This window comes from Amycolatopsis sp. cmx-11-51 (assembly GCF_047608665.1).
Classification (GTDB): Bacteria; Actinomycetota; Actinomycetes; order Mycobacteriales; family Pseudonocardiaceae; genus Amycolatopsis.
The window spans coordinates 776202-796917 of record NZ_JADNQO010000001.1; the positions used below are offsets into that span (position 1 = coordinate 776202).

Genomic DNA, 20716 nt, shown 5'->3' on the forward strand with positions numbered 1-20716 from the left:
AGAACGCGGTGACTTCAGGATATCAGGGCCGAGGCGTCCCGCAGGGCGCCGAGCCGTCGCCGAAGCTCCTCCCGGTCGACATCCGAAAGGGTGACGGCGAGAAGTTCGGCCACACGCTGGTCGGTCAGGTGCTCGGCGTGCCGCCACCGCTGCCGCAGATCGCCCTTCGCCTCCGCCCTGGCGATCAGTTCGTCGGCGGCCTCCTCGGGCCACGCGGTGCGCAGGAGGCGCCCACGTCCACCTTCCGGATCCGAGACGACGGCCTCGGGCACCGTCAAGCCCACCGCGCGCAGGGCGGCGAAGTGGACACCGCCGCGGAACTCGCGGAAGACCATGAGCGCGAACGCCAGGCGCTCGACGTCGTCCTCCGGCCGTTCGGCGAGTTGCCATCCGGCGAACAACGCGAGACCACTCGCGTCCGCGGCGTCCACGAGACGGAAGAGCAGATCGGCCAGGCGACCGGGGTCGTCGGTGCCCGAAAGGTTGACGCGCGCCCACCGCGCCGATGACCGCGAGTAGGCACGGACCGCGGCGGCCGCGTCGAGGGCCGCCATCGCGGGCGGCAGGGCGAACTCGAAGAGCCAGTGCGGGAAGATCCCGAACAGTTCCGCGACGACCTTCGGCGGCGGGTCGCCCAGCACCGCCGAACGCCCTCGCAGGTACAGCGTCCGCGGCGGCAGGCCCGCCTCGGCCTCGACCTCGGCGAGCTCTGGAGAGGTCATGAACTTCCCACCCAGGACCTGCACCGTGTCCCGGATCTCCCGCGCCGTCGCGATCGCCTCTTCGTCACCCATGCCGCTTGCCGCCTTCCCGCCAGTTGAATAATAACAGTGTTACACAACTGGCGGCCCCCTCGTCAAGCACAAACGAAAGCCCGGCCACGTGGCGAACACACCACACGACCGGGCATCGCGAACGAACTCAGCGCTGGACGGGCGCCCGCCCGTCCTCGTCCAACGTCAACCCCAGCATGTCCAGCAACTGGACACAGTCATCGACACCCAGCGCGCCGTTGGCCACCGCCAGCCGGGCACGCCGCACCTGGTCGTCGGACACCCGCTGGGTATCCCCCTGACCCGTGCGCTGCGCCGGCAGGCCACCCGCCAACGTTGTCGAACTTCCCCCATCGGCACCTTCGTACCGAAGGAGGAACTGTCGAACTTCCACAGACCCACCCATGGTTCCTCCAGACGGCCAACGAACAGCTTGGCCGCGAGGCTAGCCAGAGCCGGCCGCGACACACAGCCCCCCGGAGAGTGAACCTGTCGCCACGCTCCGCACAACGCAGAGCAATCACGCGTGCACCGGCATCACATGAACCACAGGGGAACCACAGGTGTCGTCCCGACCGGAATTCTGCCCGCGCCCACTCGCCCTTCTCAGCAAACCGTGCGACAATCGCTTTGCTGACACACCCCCGGTCAGCGCCTGTGGAGATCCCCTCCGACCCCCGCGTTCCTCCCCCTGGCGCGGGGGTCGCTCCGTGTTTTGGGGGGCCACCCCCCAAGCCCCCAGGGTCCGGTCTGTGGCGGTTGGCGGCCCCGGACTCGGTCCGGGTGAGTAGCGATCTCGGGTGGCGTGAATCGTTCTCGTTCGAGTTGATGATCGCGTTTTGTGATCACTGGGCGCGTCGTTCTCTTGGGGTGTCAGGCCATCTGAGACGAAATAATGGGTGTGTCGTGGCTCACTGTGGTTGGTTTGCCGAGACCGAACCGTTATCGTGGCCTGGTGCCCCTTCCTTCCCTGAGCCGTCGTAGCGGCAGCCGCACGAACCTCAAGCCGGTCAACCCCGGTCGTCACCGCAACTCCTCCACCAAGGAGGCCGAAGCGGTCGTCGAAGACACGGAGCTCACCAGCTACCTTCGTGCCCTCGCCCCCGACAACGACCCGGAGAGCACCGGCACCGGCAAGCGCTTCGGTGAAGCGCAGGTGTTCCAGCTGCGGATGAACCTCATCGCCATGGAACAGCTCAAGGACGCCGCCCGGGAACGCAGCCTGTCGCCGCAGGCGCTGGCGCAGGAATGGATCCTCGAGCGCCTCTCGTGGGAATCGCAGGCCAACTCGGCCCAGCAGCGGCGCCACGAAGAAGCCCACACCGACGAATTCCGCTTCGACGCCGACGCGTTCGAGCAGCCCGTCCCCCGCTGATCCCGTCGAACTCGGAACGGAAACAGCACACCCGAAGAAGCTTTCAAAGCCATGGAAAAGCCCCCGGCGAGAAAATGCCGGGGGCTTTTCTGTTCAGTCTGAGCAACGCCGAAAGGCGGACTCAGATCGCGCGGACCTTTTGGGCCTGCGGGCCCTTCTGTCCCTGACCGACCTCGAACTCCACTCGCTGATTCTCCTCGAGAGTGCGGAAACCGCGGCCCTCGATCTCCGAGTAGTGAACGAAGACGTCGCCCTCGCCGCCATCCTGCGCGATGAAGCCGAAGCCCTTCTCCGCGTTGAACCACTTCACAGTGCCTTGCGCCACCGCTGTACTCCTCGTTGCACATCCGCTTCGAGTGCCACCGAAGTGACACCCAGACCGTCCCGGGCGGTTCCAACGAGTCGAGCGAAGAGCGCGTCACCGGCTCATGGCTCGCGTCAGAAGTTCCGCGAGTGTGAAGCCACGAACACGCAAAACGACGGCCTGATTGCAGAGTACCGGGATCTGGCCATATTTGAAGCCCGTGATGGGACTCCAAGCACCCCCAAGTACCAAGGTCACCGGAACGTCGTATAGCGCTCCTTCTTCTGTCGGACCCTTTCACTACCCTGTCGCCGCGCACCGACCTGAGGTCAACGCCGGACACGGACCGAAGTCGGCCATGCCCCGATCGTGAACTATGATCCACCCGATTGTGACTCGCATCACTCTCCGTGCGGTCAACTTCGAGGGCGGTCCGAACGTCATGATCGGTGTACAAGGGGAGCAAAGGGGAAGCTTTGAGGTTCACTGAAACCGCCCGCCGCCGCGCGGCGATCGCGGCACTGGGGCTGGTGGCCGTTCTGACGCTGGGGGCGTGCAGCAGCGAGCCGACCGTGTCGGCCAGCGGGCCCGACGGCGGCGGCCCGATCAGCAGCGAGACCGGCGGACGGGCGCCCGCGCCCGCCAAGTTGACTTACGAACCCGCGGCGGGTGCCCAAGACGTCGCGCCGGGCCAGCCGATCAAGGTCAGCGTCGGCGACGGCACGCTCGACCAGATCGTGCTGACCAACCCGGAGGGCAAACAGGTCGCGGGACAGCCGACCGAGGACAAGAAGAGCTGGGCCACCACCGAACAGCTCGGCTACGGCAAGACCTACACGTGGTCCGGCAAGGCCACCGGCACCGACGGCAAGCCCGTCGAGGTCGGCGGCGTCTTCACCACGGTCAAACCGCGCAAGCAGGTGGGCGCGAACATCAACGTCTTCGACGGGCAGACCTACGGCGTCGCCATGCCGATCACGCTGACCTTCCCGAGCAAGGTCACCGACAAGGCCTCGGTCGAGAAGACGCTCTCCGTCGAGACCACGCCGAAGACCGAGGGCTCCTGGGCCTGGGTCCACGACGACACCTCGGTGCACTGGCGGCCGAAGGCCTACTGGCAGCCCGGCACCACCGTGAAGTTCAACGCCAAGATTTACGGCGTCAAGATCGGCGAAGGCGTGTACGGCAAGGAAGACCGCTCGGCGAGCTTCACGATCGGGCGCTCTCAGGTCGTCAAGGGCAACACCCAGACCCACCGGCTCCTGGTGGTCCGCGACGGCCGGCAGATCGCGGACTACCCGGCCAGCTACGGCCTCGACGCCGACCAGGGCCGGGTCACCCCGAGCGGCACGCACGTGGTGATGTCCAAGCACGACACGTACTCGATGACCAACGAGCGCTACGACTACGAGAACATCGTCGTGCCGTCCGCGGTGCGGTTCTCGACCAACGGCGAGTTCATCCACGGCTACGGGCCCTCGATCTGGGCACAGGGCAAGAAGAACATCTCCCACGGCTGCGTGAACCTCGCGCCGGCGAACGCCAAGGAGTACATGGCGGGCACGCTCGTCGGCGATCCCGTCGAGGTCGAGGGCAGCACGGTGAAGATCAACCGGGCGCGCGACTACAGCGACTGGACCTATTCCTGGGACGAGTGGACGAAGCTGTCCGCTTTGGGGAGCTGACGTACTTCCGCGAAGCCGGGCGGCCGGAGACCCCTTTGGTCTCCGGCCGTTCGTGTTTGAAATCCCGGGGAAAGTCGATGCAACCCCAGGACGGGCGGGACGCATGTCTAACGACGGAAGGCGCCGCGGCCAATGAGCGGCGCCCGGATCGAGGAGACACCCTTGCGTACTCGTATCGCACTTTCCGTCGGAGCCCTGCTGCTGGCCGGCGGCGCCGCGTTCTTCGGCACCTCGCTGGCGTCGGCCGACCAGAGTGCCCCGTCGCCGACGTCGACGCAGGCGCCGAACCAGCCGCCGCAGCCGACTCAGGCGCCCACGACGGCGAAGCCGGCGGACCCGACCCGCGCCACCACCGCCCCGCGGCCCGCCCAGGAGACCCCGTCGGTCGTCGCTCCGGGCGAGCACCGTGTCCCGAAGGCCGTCCCCGCCGGGCCGACCGGGGACCTGAACCTCCCCGCCATCGTCGAAGGAGCCGGTAGCTAGGTGTCGTTGAGCCGCTCGTCGAAGACCGGGACGGGCTCGCCGTGGGACGGCGAGTTCGCCCGGTACTTCGATGAGCGCGCGCACAGCCTGCGTGCCACCGCGTACCTCCTGTGCGGGGACTGGCACCAGGCCGAGGACATCGCCCAGGCCGCGCTGCTGAAGCTGTACCTGGCCTGGCCGAGACTCTCCCGGCACGACGCGCTCGACGGCTACGCGCGCAAGATCGTGCTGCGGACGTTCCTCTCCGAGCACCGGCGCGTCTGGCGCAAACGGGAGAAGCTCACCGACACCCTCCCCGAAGTCCCGGGTGAAACGAGCGGTAAGGAACAGGAGATGCTGGTCAGGCACGCCCTGTCCGGCATCGCCCCGAAGCAGCGGGCCGTGCTGGTGCTGCGCTATTTCGAAGATCTCAGCGTCGAGGAGACGGCCGCGGCGCTGGGCTGCAGCACCGGCAACGTGAAGAGTCAGGGCGCGCGGGGTCTGGCGACCCTGCGCAAGCGGCTCGGACCGCATTTCAGCGAACTGGCCTTGAGTGGAGCGCACGGCGATGGGAGGTGAGGAGATGGACGAGGACATCAAGAGCGTGCTTTCGCACGGCGAGGGTGGTCCGCCGCTGGGCATCCGGGCGGCGGACATCATCGAGCAGGGTGGCCGGATCCGGCGACGACGCAAGCGGCTGGCCGTGGCGGGGAGTTCGCTGGCGACGGCCGCGGTGATCGTGCTCGGCGCGATCGCCGTCGGCGGTCGCGGCGGTGAGGGATCCGCGCCGGTGCGGCCCGCCGGGCCCGGCCTGTCGACCATCTCCCCGGCACCGGTCTCGCCGACGCCTTCCGAGGCGACCACCCCGCCGGAGGCTGCTCCGGACCCGCCCGTTCAGGGGACGGTCCCGAAGCCGGGCCAGACACGCTCGACGCCCCGGACCTCGCAGCCGGGCCGGACGACGACGGTCGGTTCGCCTCACGTTCCCAGCCCGACGAAGGAGCCGATCGAACCACCGACGGCAGGCACGACGACCCGTTGACGCCGTCCGGAACGCCCGATTTCCGAGGTATTACCCGAAGTAATCGGAAATTCGCTGACATCGGTTTCAGCTGGTGGCGCGTCACCTTTTGGGGGTACGACACTCACGCGATCGCTCGAAAATCGCTGAATCGCTACGTTTGAACACCTGCGGTCGAGGGAACAAACCGTCGACGATGGGTAAGTAAACGGGTGGGTCGGGAGGTCAAACCCATGGCCGAAGAGGCGCTGAGTGCGGCGCATCAGGAAAAAGGGGAACCGGCGGAGGCCCCACCTGAGCAGATCAGAAAGGCCGTCGCCGGAGCGGCGATGGGTAACTGCATCGAGTGGTACGACTTCGGTGTCTTCGGCTTCATGCCTGCCATCCTTGGGCAGGTCTTCTTCAACGCTTCAAGCACTTCAGAGGGCGCGCTGGCGACGTTCGCGGTCCTCGCGATCACGTTCATCGTGCGGCCGTTCGGCAGCTTCGTGTTCGGTCCGCTGGGGGACAAGATCGGGCGCCAGAAGGTGCTCGCGCTGACGATCATCCTGATGTCCGGTTCGACGTTCGTCATCGGGCTGCTGCCGTCCTACGCCACGATCGGACCCGCCGCGGCGGTGCTCCTGATTCTGTTGCGTACCATCCAAGGCTTCTCGGCGGGCGGTGAATACGGTGGTGCGGCGACGTTCATCGCCGAGTACGCCCCCGCCCGGCGCCGGGGTTTCTGGGGCAGCTGGCTGGAGTTCGGCACCCTCGTCGGGTTCGCGATGGGCGCGGGCTTCGTCACGATCTTCACCGTGGTCCTCGGCGACGACGCCATGCGCGAATGGGGCTGGCGTCTGCCGTTCCTGATCGCCGGGCCGCTCGGCATCGTCGGTCTCTACCTGCGGAACAAGCTGGAAGACACTCCGCTGTTCCAGGAGATCGAGAAGAAGCAGCAGGTTGAGAAGTCGCCGCTGAAGGCGTTGTTCAAGAAGCACTGGACCTCGATCCTGCACCTGATCGGCATCGTGGTGATGCTGAACGTGGCCGACTACATCGTGATCACGTACCTGGAGACCTATCTCAAGGACGTGGTCGGTTTCGGCGGGCACACGCCGTTGTTGATCATTCTGGCGACCATCGCGTTGATGCTGATCCTGATCGTTCCGGTGGGCATCCTGTCCGACCGGATCGGGCGAAAACCCATCCTGATCGCGAGTTGCGCGAGTTTCCTGGTGCTGCCGATCCCGGCGTTCTCGCTGATGGGCGCGGCCGCCGACGATCGGAACGCCGGGCAGCTCATGCTCGGCCTGGTGCTGATCGCGGTGCCGCTGGTGCTGATCCTCGCCGTGCTGGCGGCGACGCTGCCGGCGATGTTCCCGACACAGGAACGCTACGGCGGTTTCTCCATCGGCTACAGCGTTTCCACCGCGTTGTTCGGTGGCACGGCGTCGTACGTCATCGGCACTCTGGTGAACAAGACCGGCGACAACCTGTGGCCCGCGTACTACCTGATGGGCGCGGCGGCGATCGCGGCCATCCCGATCCTGCTGCTGCCGGAGACGGCAGGCGTGTCGCTGCGCGGCATCGTGAACTCGCGGGTCGCGCGGCGCCGCAAGCCGGAAACGACCACTCCCGACGGCGCCTCGGAGCTACCGGCGAGTTAACGTCTGTCCATGAGCCGTATCTCGCAGCCGTGGCCGCCGGTCGAAGTCGAACCGGCGACCGTCCACCCGAAAGCCCCACAGCCGGGCAGCCATCTGGGCATCCACTTCGGTGAGTGCTTCGGGTGCGGTGACGAGATCGAGGCAGGGCTCCATCTGCAGTCGACGGTGGGCGAAGGGACGACGGTGTACTCGAAGTTCACCGTCACCTCCGCCCACCAGGGTGCGCCCGGCCTCGCTCACGGCGGCCTGCTGGCCTGCGCGTTCGACGAGGCGCTTGGCGCGACCGTCGGCAACCTGCTGCGTCGTCCCGCCGTCACCGGGAAGCTGGAGACGGACTTCCTCCGGCCGGTTCCGGTCGGCTCGACCCTGCACATCGCCGCGAAGCTGGACGGCGTCGCGGGCCGGAAGATCTACGTGAGCGCCGTCGGACGGCTCGACGCCGAGGACGGCCCTGCCGCGGTGCGCGCGCGGGCGTTGTTCGTGCAGGTCGAGTTCGAGCACTTCAGCAACCACGGGGACCCCCAGGCCCTGCAGAAGCTCGCCGCCGCGCACGAGAAGGCCAAGCGCGAACGCGAGTGGGACATCAACCCCTGAGCAATTCGTCCTCTGGTTGCGGTAGTTCGTAGGCCGAACTACCGCAACCAGAGGACGAAACGCGGGGTCAGGTGAGGGTGCGGGGCCGGATCGCGTTGGCCTTGTCGACGAGTTCGACACGCTGGTCGACGGTACCGGCGAGGCGGGCCAGCGTCCGGTAGCAGCGCTCGAGCCCGAAGCGCAGGTCCCGTTCGTCCAGGGCACAGCCCAGCACCTTCGCGCCCGGCGTCGGCCGGTTCTGCGCGTTGAGCCAGCCGTACGCCGCTTCGAGCACCTCCGCCGACAAACGCGTGCGGCGTTCGGCGTCGAGCTGCAGACGCTCGAGCCGCGTCGAAGCGTCGACGAGATCCCGCTCCGACACCAGCACCGGGTCCTTGCCGCCGCCGTTGATCCTGGTCTTGATCTTGATCGCGGCCACCTGCGCGGCGACGTGGTGCGTGGACGACGCCGGGACGGCCTCCAGCACCTCGATCGCGCTGGCCCGGGCGCCCTGCGCGAGGTACACGCGAGCAAGCCCGAAGGCGGCGCTGACGTACGACCGGTCCGTTCGCCACACCAGCTCGTAGTAGCGCGCGGCGCCGAAGTAGTCCCCGACACCCTCCGCGCTGACGGCCAACGCCAGCTTCGGCGCGATCTCGCCGGGAAGGTCGTCGTACACCGCTTCGAACGCGACTTGCGCGACGCGGGACCGGCCGCCCGCGAGCTCGATCAGGCCGCGGTACCAGTCGATCCGCCAGTCGTGCGGGAATCCGGCCTTGATCGCGAGGTACTGCCCGGCCTGCAGCTGCCGCTGTGCCTCGACCAGTTCGCCGAGCTCGATCCGGGCCCGGACGATCCGCAACCGGACCTCGATCGACTCACGCGGCGCACCGGCCAGCGACTCGATCGCGCCACCGGGATCGAGCGCGACCGTCGAGGCGAGCATGCCCGCCGCCGGGTCGTCCGTGTCGACCTGCGGGATCGGCAGGCCCGACACCACCTCGCCCGGATCCGGCAGCGGCACGCTCCCGCCGTGCTCCGGAACGACCAGGTCGACGCCGAACGTGCGGGTCTCCGGACCGAAGACGGTCGAAGCGCCCGGGCGCGGTTTCCCGGTGCCCAGCGCCATGATCTCGCGGAGCACACCGGTCAGCTGGTCGCCCATCTCCTCGGCCGCGATGAACCGGCGGTCCGGGTCGGTGTGCGTCGCGCGCCTCAGGAATCGGTAGTACGAACCGAAGAGCGCGAACAGCGGGACGACGTCCGGGCCGGGCAGGGTCGCCTTGAACTTGCTGGTGTAGCCGGAGAACTCGAAACTGAGGACGGCGAGCGTACGGCCGACGGTGTAGAGGTCCGACGCCACCGAAGCGCCGTGAGTCGCCAATTCGGGCGCGCTGTAGCCGGTGGTGAAGAACAGCGGGCTTTCGTAGTCGTCGATGCGGCGGACCGCGCCGAGGTCGATCAGCTTGAGCTGTTCGTGCGTCTGGATGACGTTGTCGGGCTTGAGGTCGCAGTACAGCAGGTTCTGGCTGTGCAGGTAGCCCATGGCGGGCAGGATCTCGAGCCCGTAGGCGATCACCTGGCCGATCGGCAGCGGCTCCGGTCGCTTCGTTTCGCGGTGGTGCGCGAGCGCGAGCTGCCGCAACGACTGGCCGCCGACGTACTCCATGACGATGTAGCCCACGGAGTTGCCGGTGTCGCCGTCCGGATGCTGCACGAAGTTGTGGATCTTGACGATGTTCGGGTGCTCGACCTCGGCGAGGAATCGCTGCTCGTTGGCGGCGGCCGCCATCGCGGTGGCGTCGCCGGTGTCGATCAGGCCCTTGAGCACGACCCAGCGGTCGCTGACGTTGTGGTCCTGCGCGAGATAGATCCAGCCGAGCCCGCCGTACGCGAGCGCGCCGAGCACCTCGTACTGGCCGCCGACGATCTCGTTCGGCCGCAGCTTCGGGACGAAGGAGAACGGGTTCCCGCACTTCTCACAGCTGCCCTCGGGCGAACCGGGTTCGCCGTCCTCGCCGCGGCCTACCTTGGCGCTGCAGTTGCCGCAGAAGCGTTTCTCCTCCGACACCATCGGGTTGTCGAGGACGGCGGACGCCGGATCGCGGTACGGCACCTGCGGGACGTCGACGAGCCCGGCGCCGAGACGACCGCGGCGAGAGGTGCGAGACGACGTCCGGCGTGCGGTGCCGGGAAACGACCCCGTTCCGGTGCCGGTCCCCCGGCTGCCCGTGCCGGTCCCGGTTCCCCTGCTTTCGCTGGAACGTTCGGGGAGGACGCTTTCCGTGCCAGGGTCCGGCAGCTGCCCGGGCCCTGGGTCGACGCGCGGCGCCGGCGGCATGATGCTCTGCGTCTCCGGAGCGGGCGAGGAGAGCACGCTGGTCGGCTGGGGCGCGTCGGCCGGTGCCTGCCACGCGGGACGGACGACCTGGGTCTGCGGACTGACGGGGGCCATCTCGCCCGGCGGGCGGGTCGGGTCCTCGGCACCGGGGATCGGGCGCTGCTGGCCGCGCGGAGGAGTCTGGTGGCGCTGAACCGGCGCGTGGAGGATCGTGCGCTCGGCGTCCGTCTCCGGCTGCGGTTGTGGCTTCGGCTTCGGCTTCGGCGAATCGGTGAGATCGAGCCTGCCGGAAATGGACGGTTCGGGTGTCTCCCAGCGGACCGGCGCCGGTGGCGTCCAGGAGGCGGACTCCGCCTCCTGATCCGGTCTGGTGTCATCCGGCGCTGCGTGCCGAGGACGGCGCGGCTCCTCCGACACTGGTACCTCCCGAAATCCCCGCGATGAAGTCGGACCCAGTCTAGGGGTGACCAGGCAGGTCGTGCCCGCACCGGGCCGAACCCGCTACGGTGCGAGAGAGAACCGATTCGGCAGGTGATGAGGGGGAGGCTGTAATGGAGGGGGAGTCTTAGCGGTGCCTGCGTCATTTTCGATGTCGATGACCCAGCTCGACGTCGTACTCGAAGAACTCGGGCTCGGCAGATTCTTGGTGCCTTTCGAAATCCCGACCGTCGGCACCACCATCACCGAACGCGAGCGGCACTGCGAGGAAGTCTGGACCGACCTGGCCGACCGAGGCTTCGCACGCGGCCGCGAACTCCTGCGCGACTACGAAGAGACACTCCGGCTTTGGGCAACGGGGGACTTCGTCGTCACCCTGGAGGCGCACGAAGTCGAGCAAAACGCCGAATACCTCTATCGAGGCTGCTGGAACCGCCACCTTGGCGTCATCAGTCAGCAACGCGGCTTCGACATCCTCTTCGAGCCGGTTTACCCCGAACAGGTTGTCGCCGCCCTCCTCGGTAACTTGCCGTCGCTGCAGCCTTTTCCCGGACGGGTGATGACGTCCAACACGCTTCCCCCGTCCAAGCGGCCGGACGATCCCTTCGACAAGGACCCCGCCAACCTCCGCTTGGGCGCGGCGAGCCAGTTCTTCGAGCACCCGCTCGCGCGACTCGGCACGGTCAGCATCACTTTGCGCGACGACCGGGGTAAGCCCCAGCAGAAGAGCGTCCAATGGTTCGACAGCGTCCAGGGCCGCTTCATGCTCACCACCGACCGCTTCCCCGACGGCGAAGTCCGGCGCACGTTCACCCCGACGAACGGCTCTCACCTGGCACGATGGATTCACGACCTGGTCGAAGCCGCCCGCGTCGGCAGCGCGTGATTCCCACCGGGAGGCGGCCTTTCGGACCTCTTCCGCTGATATCGTGATCTGACGAGCGCTACGAGTAACCGGGACTTGGTACAGGGGAGAGACCATGACTGACGGCACCGGCGGACCGCCGGGCAACTTCTCGGAGATGCTGGGCGATTTCTCGGCGCGGGCCGACGCCATGGTGAAGGCCGCGAAGGACGGGGACTTCAAGGTCAGCGAAGAGGCTGGCGAGGCACTGAAGACCGCGATCGACGACTACGTGACCGACTGGTCGAACAACCAGCGAGCTTTCTTACGGCTCGCCGAACAACCGAAACTGGGCACCGGCCCTTTCGCGCAGCAGGTCGGTCAACATGCGATCCGAGTCGCCGAAGGTGATGACCTCTCAGCCAAAACCCAGCTGGACGCACTACGGGATGTACTCAACCGCGCCGAAGAGGCGATCGAACTGGCGAAGACCAAGTACCGGCATCGAGATGGCGACAATGCCGATCAACTGAAATCTCTCCAAAAGGACTGACACAGACCGATATGATCGCGAAATCACGGCTCCCGCTCTCCGTCACATTGCCGACCGCTCTTGTTCTCGTCCTTTCCGGCTGTTCGTCGGAGAAACCCGGCAACGCCACATCTGCCCCACCGCAAAGCGGCGCCTCTTCGACTTCGAAAAGCACCACACCCGCCGACGTGTTCGGGGATCTCAAGGCCTGCGATCTGCTTGAACCCACGACCAGTGCCAAAGGTTTCGACCCTCCGGTCGTGGAGACCTACGAAAGCGATAACGGCTGCGCCACACGAAAACAAGGTTTCGGTTCGGTGAGCATCTATCTCGTTGCCGAGGCCGGGATCGAGCAATTGTCCGCCGGGCAAGGAACCAAGGTTCCGACGAAGGTCGGTGAACGCGAAGCGGTCGAAATTCCAGGAGACGCGGGAAAACAGGCCTGCACAGTGGCAATCGCCGCAACAGCGAACTCTCGCATGACGGCCTCGACCAGTTTGAACAAGGGAACGAACGCAGAAGCCTGCGCTCTGTCCAGGGAAATCGCAACAGCCGCTGAACCGAAACTGCCGAGAGGCAACTGACGACGGAACGGGGAGGGACCATGGTCAACGTCGGGCAAGACGACTTCAACAGCACGTTCTCGGTGTCGGGTAAGGCGAACCGCGATTACGAGGCCAAGCGCTACTCCGACACCTACAACGAGGCCAATGCCGGCCCCGGCGGGAACCCCCTGACCGCGAAGCTGACCGCGGAGGCGAAGGCGGGTCAGTACTCCGGCGAGCAGGCCGCAGCGCTCACTCAGGGGCAGCAGTTCCGCACCGGCCTCAATCCTTCGGAACAGCGCTACGAAGCGGTCCCGCACGGTGAGCTGAAGAACATGGTCACGCAGGACCTCGACCCCCGCGACATCGATGAAAAGGGTGAGCTCTGGAACAACCAGGGCAACTCCCTGAACACTTTCAGCAGCGCCGTCAAGGCCGCGATCGGCAAAGAGGGCGATCACTGGCGGGGAGACGGCGCGCGAGCGGTCACCGACTTCTTTTCCCATGTCAGCAAGTGGGCCGATACCGCGGGCGACGGCGCGTATCTCGCGTCCAACCGGTTCTCCCAGTCGGCGGCCGCGGCGACCACCGCGAAGAACTCCATGCCCGAAGAGGTTCCCTTCGATCGCAACGCCGAGTACAAGAACGCCCTGCAGCAGTTCGCGTCGGGGAACTTCGGGGGCGCGGTGGAGACGGTCGGCAACATCTCGGCCAAGCAGGAGCAGTCGTTCCAGGCGCACCAGCAGGCCGCGCAGGTCATGCACACCTACGACCAGTCTCTTTTCGACGTCAATTCCCAGCAGCCCACCTTCGCCCCGCCGCCGGAAATGGGCGATTCGACGACGGCGTCCGGGTTCTCCGGGGGCAGCGACGTCAAGGGGTTCGGCGGCGGGCCCGGTAGTGGTCCCGGGTCCGGGCCGGGGGCGCCGGGGCCGGGCTACTCGGGTGGACCGGGGCCTGGGCCCGGGCCTGGTGCAGGACCTGGTCCGGGGATCACCACGGGCGGCGGGCACACCGGGGTCTCGGGGCCGGGACAGTCGCTCGGCGGGCCGCCGGGGTCGTTCCGGCCCGGGCCGAATCCGGGGCTGGCGGCCATGAACGGCCCGGGACCCACCGGTCTCGGGCGGCTGGGCAGCGAGCGGTATCGCGGCAAGCCCGGGCGGACGCCGGGCGGGCCGGGTGGCAGTGCGGCCAGCCGGTTGACCGGCGGGGGAAGCGGCGGGTTCGGTCGTAACGGCGGGTCGGGCAACGTCGCCGAGCGGCTCGCGGGCGGCAAGGTTTCGGCCGGTGAGGCCGAGAAGCTTGCGGGCAAGGGTGGCGGCGGGTCCGGGTCGGGCAAGCTGCCTGAGGAGCGCATCACCCGCGGTGGCGCGGCCGCGGCCGGCAAGAGCGGCGGTCCGGGTGCGATGGGCGGCGGTGGCCCTGGCGGCAGGGGGCAGAAGGAAGAGGACAAGGAAAAGAAGGCCCCGGACTACCTGCAGGAAGAAGACGCCGACGTCTTGTTCGGCGGCTACGAAGGCGAAATGAAGCCGGTGCCGCCGGTGATCGGCGAGAAGTCCCCCTGAACCGGGGCGGGCCGTTCGGGAGCGATCCCGAACGGCTCCTTCTCACCTGTACTGGGGCTGAGGCGGCGTTCCGCCTTCGAGCTTGTTCCCGATCCACTTCGCGTAGCTCGCCTGCCACGCGCCACCGCGCACGGTGTCCAGCACGGCGTTCACGTACCGCACCATGTCCTCGTTCTCCTTCGGGACACCGATTCCGTAGTTCTCCTCGGTGAACCGGTCCCCCACGATCTTCAGCGTCGGGTCCTGCGCGAGCATCCCGGCGAGGATGACGTCGTCCGTCGACACGGCCTCGACCTGCTTCTGCTGCAGCATCACCAGGCAGTCCGACCAGTTGTCCACCGAGACCGGCACCGGCTTCGAGGGATCCGCCGCGATCTTCAACAGCGAAGTCGACGTCTTGGTCGCGCACACCCGCCGCCCGGCGAGATCCGAGAGCTGGGCGACCTTCGAGCCGGATTCGACCAGGATCCGTTGCCCCGCCTGGTAGTACGCCGTCGAGAAGTTGACCTTCTTCAGCCGGCCGCAGGTGATGCTGTAGGTCCGGACCACGATGTCGACCTGCTTCTTTTCGAGCACTTCTTCCCGCAGTTTCGACGGGATCGCCCGGAACTGCACACGGCCTTCCGCGCTGCCGAATATCGCCTTCGCGATCTCGTTGACCATGTCGATGTCGAAGCCTTCGAGCTGACCCGACGTCGGATTGCGGAAGCCGAACAGGAACGTCGTCTGGTCGACGCCGGCGATCAGTTTGCCCTTCTCCTTGATCTTCGCCATCGTCGAGCCGCTGGTGATCGACGTGCCGTTGGTCGGCCTCAGGCTGGCCAACGGGTTGCAGCTCGTGTCGGTCGTTCCGCCACTGCCGGTGTTGTCGGCGCCGCCGACGTTCGCGGGCTGTGGTGGGGCGACGTCGCCCACCGGGGCCGGGTCGACCGGCGCCCCCGCGCTCCCACAGGCCGTCGCCAGCACCAAGACGGCGCCGAGCACGGCCCCTCGCAGACCGTTCCGCATCACCGGTACTCCCTCAGCCGTTCACGGATTCCCAACGCGGCCCCCGCCGCCGCGATCAGTGCCAGTACCGCGATCCCCGGCGCGAGCAGGGTCAGCGCGCGATCGGCGCCACGGGTGTCGTCCAGGAATTCCTGCCGTCCCACGTTGATCGCGGCCACCAGGCTGTTGTCGAGCCGCAGGAACGCCCCTGCCGCGCCGCCGGTCTTGTCGTCGCGGATCGCCGTGTCGACGGCGTCCTGATAGCTGCCGTCGTCGTCTTGGCGCCGCACTTCGGCGTGCGCCTTGAACCACGCCGACGCGGCCTGGATCGCCTCGTCCACCTTGCCGGCGGCCCCGCCGCCCTCCGCGAGGCCACGGGCCTCACCCAGCAGGCCGCCCTGGCCGTCGGGCCCGCCGAGTTGCGCGGCGAGATCGCCGAAGTCCTTTTCGTACGCCGCGCCGTCGCCGCGCGCGACGAGGGTCAGCGTCTCGTCGGCTCGCGCCTGCAGTGCCGCGATCCGGGCTCGCACCAGGACGTCCACCTGGTGCGAGCCGTCTTCTTCACCAGCGCCGACGAGGCTGCTCTGCACGATCAGCGCCACCGCGCCCCACAGCAGGGCGACCACCACCGACACGGACGCGACGACGAGGCCGACGTTCAGCAGCCGGTTGGTCTTCCGCGTCAGGTGCACCTGCGTGACGATCAGCGCGGCGAGCAGAGCGAGTAACAAAGCCGTTGCCAGCCAAGGGAATTCGGTCACGTCGTCCTGTTCGGCGGCGAGCCGGTCGGTGTCGACGCGGTACAGCTCCTGTGCGGCGGGAAGAATTTTCGCCCGCATCAGCTCCGAAGCCTCACGCAGATATGAGGCACCGACGGGATAGCCCTGTCGGTTGTAGGTGCGCGCGGTCTCGACCAGTCCTGTGTAGACGGGGATCTCGCGGCCGAGGGTGTTGATCTGCTCGGCCGCCGCGCCGATCCCGGAAGAGTCCGACGCCGCCTTCGCCAGCGCCGCACCGGCCTCCGCGACGTCACGTTCGTACCGCTCGCGCATCGGGAGCGGCTCGGTGCCGATCGAGAGAAACGAACTGGCCGCGGTCGCGTCGGCGTCCGAAAGCGCGCGGTAGACCTGCTGCGCGGCGGCGGCCAGCGGTTCCCGGTGGTCGATCAGGCCGTTGATCGTGTCTTTCTTGTCCTGCGCGGCCAGCGTGCCGAACAGGCCCGCGACCAGCGACAGCAGGACGAGACCGATCGCGATGACCGACAGTCTTCCCGGCGTGGTCGCCGCGGACCGGACGATCGCGCGGACCCCGTTCCCCGGCAGTTCGAGCAGGCCGGCGATCCCGCTGCGGCCCTCGGGCGCGGGGGACGGCGCGGGTGCGGCGGGGTTCCCCGGCGGCCCCGGCCGGGTCACAGTGCTCGTCATCGCCGATCCTCCCCATTGGCTCTACCGCAAAGAAGGTATCCGAGTCGGGATCAGCGCAGCCAGTGACACCGGCGGGTGTCATCGGCACGTGATCTCCTGACCGCGTCAGAGCCCTTTTTCCAGGCCGTAGCGCACGGCCTCCGCACGATTGCGCACACCGATCTTGGCGAAGGCGTGGTTGATGTGGCTTTTCACGGTGGCCTCGCCGATGAACAGTTCGGCGGCGATTTCCGGGTTGGACAGCCCGCGGGCGATGAGGCCGAGCACTTCGGTTTCGCGGGCGGTGAGCCCGTCCGGGAACTCGGTCTTGGCCCTGCTCACCGTTCTCGCGTCGAGTGCGGCGACGAGTCTGTCGGAGACTTCGGCGGCGAAGATCGCCTGTCCGTTGGCGGCGGAGCGGACGGCCGCCCCGATCTCGGCGCGGCCGGCGTCCTTGGTCAGGTAGCCGCGGGCTCCGGCGCGCAACGCGTCGGCGATCGAGGCGTCGTCCGCGTACGTCGTCAGTACCACGACCGCGACCTCCGGGTGATCCCGTTTGAGCAGCTTGGTCGCGGCCACCCCGTCCAGGACGGGCATGCGCAGGTCCATCAGCACGACGTCGGCGGCGGTCCCGCGGAGCAGGTCGAGTGCCTGCCGCCCGTCTCCCGCGGAACCGGCGACCTCGACCCCGTCGATCAGGCCCAGCAACGCGACGAGCCCTTCGCGCATGACCTGCTGGTCATCGACGACGACCACCCGGATCACGACCGCACCACCGCCTCCACCGTCCAGCGCCCGTCGTCCGGGCCCGCGGTCAGCGTGCCACCGGCGAGCGCGAGCCGCTCCCTCATCCCGGTGAGACCGAACCCGCCGCTGTCCTCCGTCCGGATGGCGTCGCCGAGTTCGTTGCGCACCCGCAAGCAGACCTCCTCCGGTGTGAAGAGCAGCCGGAGCGCCACTGGCCGGCCGGTGGCGTGCTTGGCCGCGTTGGTCAACGCCTCCCGCGTGACCCCCGCCAGCGACACCACCGCGGCGGACGGCAGTGGCCGCTGCTCCCCCTCGACCTCGAAGGACACCTCGTCGTGGTGCGCGTCCACCAGCAGCCGCACGGCTTCGGCCAGCGACGGGACGTCGCTGCGGAGGGCCGCGACCGCGTCACGCGCCTCGGACAGCCCGTCCGCGGCCAGACGGCGGGACAGCCGCACCCTGCCGAGTGCACCGTCCACATCGGACTTCTCGGCCAGCAGGGCCTCGGCGACCTCCAGGTGGATCCCCAACGCCCCGAGCGAATGCGCGAGGACGTCGTGGATCTCCCTGGCGATCCGGGTGCGCTCGTCGAGCGCGGCGGCCCGCGCGTGTTCGCTCTGCGCCAGCCTGGTCTGCTCCAGCAGCGCGGCCGCCTGCGCCGCCTGTACCTCGTACTGCCGCCGGTTCAGCCCCAGCAGCATCAGCACGAGCAGCACGCCGACGTTGCCGAACACCAGCGGCGCGGACGCGCCCGCGACCAGGCCGGTGACCGCCGCGAGGCTCACGTCGAACCCCACCACCCCCAGAATGGCGGCCACCGACGGCTCGGTCAGGGTGGCGAACCGGCTGACCGTGACCACCGCGAGCACGATGGCGGAGGAGTCCTCCGCCCAGCCGAGCGCGATCGATGGCGCGGCACTCGCCACCGCGAGCAGGAGGGTCGCCACCCTGGGGAAGCGTGGGGAGGTCGCCACGAAGCCCAGCCAGCAGGCGCCGCAGACGGCGTACGCCGCCCAGATCCACGCACTGGACTCGCTCGCGGTCAGCAGCACCACCGCGACCGCCGCCGTGCCGAGCAGCTGGACGACCAGCCAGCTCGGCGCGATCGTGTCCGGCAGCAGCGGCCGTTCCCGCCTCCCCATTTCCCCCCTCAGCGATCACTCAGCCGCGTGATCATCTCCACCAGGATCAGCCGGTAGGCAAGGAACCCCAGCAGGACGACGACACCTATCACTACCAGCGCCATCAGGCCTTTCGCGTTCATTTTTCCCATGACACGGACGTTAGGCACGCCGAGGGGTGGGACGGGACCATCGCCGGGTTGAGCCGGGGGTGGAGGTTCAGTCGCGGACGGCGGGCGCGAGGGAGTACGGGAGGACCTCGCCACCGTCGGCGGGCCGTTCGACGACGACCTCGACGTCGTCGGCGAACCGATACGGCCTGCCCAGCAGGATGCCGCCGAAATGCCGCCTCATCCGGGACATCTCCGCGCGAACGGTGACGGTGCGGGCGGCGTCGCCGAAGAGGTCGAGCGACAGTTCCGACGCCGACCTTCCCTCCCGATGGCGCGCGAGGACGTACAGCATCTCCGCGTGCCGCGGGCTCAGCCGATGCGACCAGGTCCCCGCCGGGCAGCGGCTCCAGCAGGCAGTTTCCGTAGGTGGGCAGCCAGGTCCGGCCCGCGGTCGCGTCGTTGGGCAGCGCGATCCGGCCGACCGGGACGAGGCCTGCCGACGCCGCGATCCAGCCGTGCGGATCGGTGATCACCGCCCGGCCCTTCACCTTGGCGAGCAGGGGCGAGGCGAGGCCGCGCAGCCGTTCCAGCTCGGAGAGGTGTGTGGTGCGCAGCTGCGCCTCGGCGAGTTTCGCGACCGCGTCGACCAGTGCCAGTGTTGTCGGGTGCACGGTCGAGGCCGGGCCGGAGAGGTCTACGACGCCGAGCAGCCTGCCGTCCCTCGGATCGTGCAGTGGCGCGGCGGCACAGGTCCAGTCGTGCTGGTTACGGACGTAGTGTTCGGCGGAGTAGACCTGCACCGGATGTCGGGTGACCAGCGCCGTACCGATGGCGTTGGTACCGGCGGAGGTCTCGTGCCAGTCGACGCCTTCGACGAACCCGAGCCCGTCGGCGCGGCGGCGGACCGCGGTACTGCCGTCGCGCCAGAGGACGCGGCCTTCGGCGTCGACGACGGCCATGATGTGCGCGGCCTGCTCGGCGAGGCTGATCAGGCCTCCGCGCAGGGCGGGCAGGACGGCGGCGAGACCGCTCTCGCGACGGCGGGCTTCCAGCTGCTCCGGGACGAGCACGGGGGCCGGGGCGCCACGATCCGGGTCGAGGCCGAGTTCGCGCATGCGCCGCCAGGACGCGGCGATGACCGCGCGCGGGTGACCCGGGAGCGCGCGACCGGCGAGGGCGGCTTCGTGCACTTCGGCGAGCGCGCGCGCGTGCCGCCGCGGGTCCGCGCCGACCGGCAACGCCGCCTCCAGCTGCACCTGGCCCACCCCTCCGGTCCGTTTCGGCCAGTGTGCCCGGGTGACCCGGCGTTCGGAAGGTCTCTGTGACCTGGGCTGGGTTTACCCGGTGAAGGGCGCTTCCACCAGGTGGGACGCCGGAAAAGCCCCCTGCGGTTTCCGCCCCAGGAGCAGGCCTTTCCTGGTCGCCTCGGCCATCACGGCGCGGACGTCGACGCACCACGGGCCATCGGACTTCAGCTCGACGAAAGCGCTCTCTCCTCGTCTCAGTACGAAGTGCGGTTCGCCGTCGAGCGCGATGGAGCCGCCCGCGGCGGCGAGGTCGACCCGGACCCCTGGGTGCAGCACGCTCCAGCCCCGGACGCCCACCGCCCGTACCTCGCCGGGCGCGATCGGCGCCTGCACGATGTACGGCGTCTCCTCGACCGGCCCGAGTGAAAGCGCGACACCGTCCACAGTGGACTTCGGGCTGGGGCAGAGCCTGCCGGGGATACTCGACAGGCCGATTCCGTCCGGTACGGCGAACGTGCAGTACAGCTCGGTCAGTGACGCGGGATCCCAGCGGCTTTCGGCCGACACGCTGACGTCGGTCAGCGCGATCTCGCGGCGCGCCTTCGTGACGACCTCGAGCACGGTCGCGCGGTTCGTGACCAGGTCCGTGTCCACCTGATGGGTGGCCAGCAGCCCGGCGGCGAGCCCGGCGACGGTGGGCTCGTCGGTGCTCCCGGTCGGCAGCATGAGCAGCGGGACGTCGCCACAGGCTGCCGCCGCGGCCCGCATCAGGCCGTCACCACCCAGGCAGATGAGCACGCTCGCCCCCGCGTCCACCATCCGGCGGACGGTGCCGATGATCTTCCCCGCCTCGGTCCACACCATCACCCGGCCGACCCCGGCCACCCGGAGTGCCGAACGCAGGCTCTGGATGTCACGCTCCGAAGCGGGGTTCGCCACGATCCCCGCAACCGCTTCGCCCACATGTCCTCCGCTGCCGCGCCAAGTCCCT

General features: G+C 68.6%; 21 protein-coding genes and 1 pseudogene. 11 read left to right on the plus strand and 11 right to left on the minus strand.

Annotation, left to right across the window (positions count from 1 at the left end; all coding sequences use genetic code 11):
* Positions 1 to 14 precede the first annotated feature (14 nt).
* Together ACM6LU_RS03885 and ACM6LU_RS03890 are read right to left on the minus strand one after the other, a co-directional pair.
* Complete coding sequence (locus ACM6LU_RS03885; protein ID WP_414936157.1) at positions 15 to 794, minus strand: SCO6745 family protein; 780 nt, start codon at positions 792 to 794, stop codon at positions 15 to 17.
* Positions 795 to 921: 127 nt separating this feature from the next.
* Positions 922 to 1179 carry a hypothetical protein gene (locus tag ACM6LU_RS03890; RefSeq protein ID WP_414936158.1) on the minus strand — a complete coding sequence of 86 codons (258 nt, stop codon included), beginning with the start codon at positions 1177 to 1179 and terminating at the stop codon, positions 922 to 924.
* Between the two features lie 549 nt (positions 1180 to 1728).
* Here ACM6LU_RS03890 and ACM6LU_RS03895 point away from each other — a divergent pair.
* Entirely contained in the window at positions 1729 to 2148 is a 420-nt protein-coding gene (locus ACM6LU_RS03895; protein ID WP_414936159.1) for a hypothetical protein, read from the plus strand.
* A gap of 121 nt (positions 2149 to 2269) precedes the next feature.
* On the opposite strand, the gene ACM6LU_RS03900 is transcribed toward ACM6LU_RS03895, so the two are convergent.
* Positions 2270 to 2473, minus strand: a complete 204-nt coding sequence (locus ACM6LU_RS03900; protein ID WP_003097368.1) for a cold-shock protein — start codon at positions 2471 to 2473, stop codon at positions 2270 to 2272.
* Positions 2474 to 2928: 455 nt separating this feature from the next.
* On the opposite strand from ACM6LU_RS03900, the gene ACM6LU_RS03905 reads away from it, so the two are divergent.
* The 6 genes from ACM6LU_RS03905 (at position 2929) to ACM6LU_RS03930 (ending at position 7863) form a co-directional block, all read left to right on the plus strand.
* Positions 2929 to 4137, plus strand: coding sequence for a L,D-transpeptidase (locus ACM6LU_RS03905; protein WP_414936160.1), 1209 nt, complete (start codon positions 2929 to 2931; stop codon positions 4135 to 4137).
* 132 nt (positions 4138 to 4269) lie between these two features.
* Positions 4270 to 4620 (plus strand): hypothetical protein, encoded by a 351-nt coding sequence (locus ACM6LU_RS03910; RefSeq protein ID WP_414936161.1) that lies wholly within the window; start codon positions 4270 to 4272, stop codon positions 4618 to 4620.
* Positions 4621 to 5178: a SigE family RNA polymerase sigma factor gene (locus tag ACM6LU_RS03915; RefSeq protein WP_414936162.1), complete on the plus strand. Its 558-nt coding sequence runs from the start codon at positions 4621 to 4623 to the stop codon at positions 5176 to 5178.
* A 4-nt stretch (positions 5179 to 5182) separates the two neighbouring features.
* Positions 5183 to 5641, plus strand: a complete 459-nt coding sequence (locus tag ACM6LU_RS03920; protein ID WP_414936163.1) for a hypothetical protein — start codon at positions 5183 to 5185, stop codon at positions 5639 to 5641.
* 212 nt (positions 5642 to 5853) lie between these two features.
* The gene (locus ACM6LU_RS03925) at positions 5854 to 7269 is read left to right on the plus strand and encodes an MFS transporter (RefSeq protein WP_414936164.1); all 1416 of its coding nucleotides are present in this window, start codon (positions 5854 to 5856) and stop codon (positions 7267 to 7269) included.
* 9 nt (positions 7270 to 7278) lie between these two features.
* A complete protein-coding gene (locus ACM6LU_RS03930) occupies positions 7279 to 7863 on the plus strand; it encodes a PaaI family thioesterase (protein WP_414936165.1) in 585 nt (194 codons plus the stop codon).
* Positions 7864 to 7930: 67 nt separating this feature from the next.
* On the opposite strand, the gene ACM6LU_RS03935 is transcribed toward ACM6LU_RS03930, so the two are convergent.
* On the minus strand, positions 7931 to 10600 hold the full coding sequence (locus tag ACM6LU_RS03935) for a tetratricopeptide repeat protein (protein ID WP_414936166.1): 2670 nt from the start codon (positions 10598 to 10600) through the stop codon (positions 7931 to 7933).
* A gap of 154 nt (positions 10601 to 10754) precedes the next feature.
* Here ACM6LU_RS03935 and ACM6LU_RS03940 point away from each other — a divergent pair, with 154 nt between their 5' ends.
* The 4 genes from ACM6LU_RS03940 to ACM6LU_RS03955 all read left to right on the plus strand — a co-directional run bounded on the left by ACM6LU_RS03940 (position 10755) and on the right by ACM6LU_RS03955 (position 14107).
* Positions 10755 to 11507, plus strand: a complete 753-nt coding sequence (locus ACM6LU_RS03940) for an ESX secretion-associated protein EspG (protein ID WP_414936167.1) — start codon at positions 10755 to 10757, stop codon at positions 11505 to 11507.
* 94 nt (positions 11508 to 11601) lie between these two features.
* Positions 11602 to 12018 (plus strand): hypothetical protein, encoded by a 417-nt coding sequence (locus ACM6LU_RS03945; protein WP_414936168.1) that lies wholly within the window; start codon positions 11602 to 11604, stop codon positions 12016 to 12018.
* A gap of 11 nt (positions 12019 to 12029) precedes the next feature.
* The gene (locus ACM6LU_RS03950; protein ID WP_414936169.1) at positions 12030 to 12581 is read left to right on the plus strand and encodes a DUF3558 family protein; all 552 of its coding nucleotides are present in this window, start codon (positions 12030 to 12032) and stop codon (positions 12579 to 12581) included.
* A gap of 20 nt (positions 12582 to 12601) precedes the next feature.
* A complete protein-coding gene (locus tag ACM6LU_RS03955) occupies positions 12602 to 14107 on the plus strand; it encodes a hypothetical protein (RefSeq protein WP_414936170.1) in 1506 nt (501 codons plus the stop codon).
* A gap of 42 nt (positions 14108 to 14149) precedes the next feature.
* On the opposite strand, the gene ACM6LU_RS03960 is transcribed toward ACM6LU_RS03955, so the two are convergent.
* The 7 genes and pseudogenes from ACM6LU_RS03960 to ACM6LU_RS03990 form a co-directional block, all read right to left on the minus strand.
* Positions 14150 to 15115, minus strand: a complete 966-nt coding sequence (locus ACM6LU_RS03960; protein WP_414936171.1) for a glutamate ABC transporter substrate-binding protein — start codon at positions 15113 to 15115, stop codon at positions 14150 to 14152.
* The gene (locus tag ACM6LU_RS03965; protein WP_414936172.1) at positions 15115 to 16518 is read right to left on the minus strand and encodes a hypothetical protein; all 1404 of its coding nucleotides are present in this window, start codon (positions 16516 to 16518) and stop codon (positions 15115 to 15117) included. Before ACM6LU_RS03965 ends, ACM6LU_RS03960 begins: the two co-directional genes overlap by 1 nt.
* A gap of 105 nt (positions 16519 to 16623) precedes the next feature.
* Positions 16624 to 17262: a response regulator gene (locus tag ACM6LU_RS03970; RefSeq protein ID WP_414936173.1), complete on the minus strand. Its 639-nt coding sequence runs from the start codon at positions 17260 to 17262 to the stop codon at positions 16624 to 16626.
* Positions 17259 to 18386 carry a sensor histidine kinase gene (locus tag ACM6LU_RS03975; RefSeq protein ID WP_414936174.1) on the minus strand — a complete coding sequence of 376 codons (1128 nt, stop codon included), beginning with the start codon at positions 18384 to 18386 and terminating at the stop codon, positions 17259 to 17261. Before ACM6LU_RS03975 ends, ACM6LU_RS03970 begins: the two co-directional genes overlap by 4 nt.
* 8 nt (positions 18387 to 18394) lie before the next feature.
* A complete protein-coding gene (locus tag ACM6LU_RS03980) occupies positions 18395 to 18517 on the minus strand; it encodes a hypothetical protein (protein ID WP_414936175.1) in 123 nt (40 codons plus the stop codon).
* Between the two features lie 67 nt (positions 18518 to 18584).
* A pseudogene (locus ACM6LU_RS03985) lies at positions 18585 to 19743 on the minus strand (GAF domain-containing protein).
* A 72-nt stretch (positions 19744 to 19815) separates the two neighbouring features.
* Positions 19816 to 20688, minus strand: coding sequence for a diacylglycerol kinase family protein (locus tag ACM6LU_RS03990; RefSeq protein ID WP_414936176.1), 873 nt, complete (start codon positions 20686 to 20688; stop codon positions 19816 to 19818).
* Positions 20689 to 20716 lie beyond the last annotated feature (28 nt).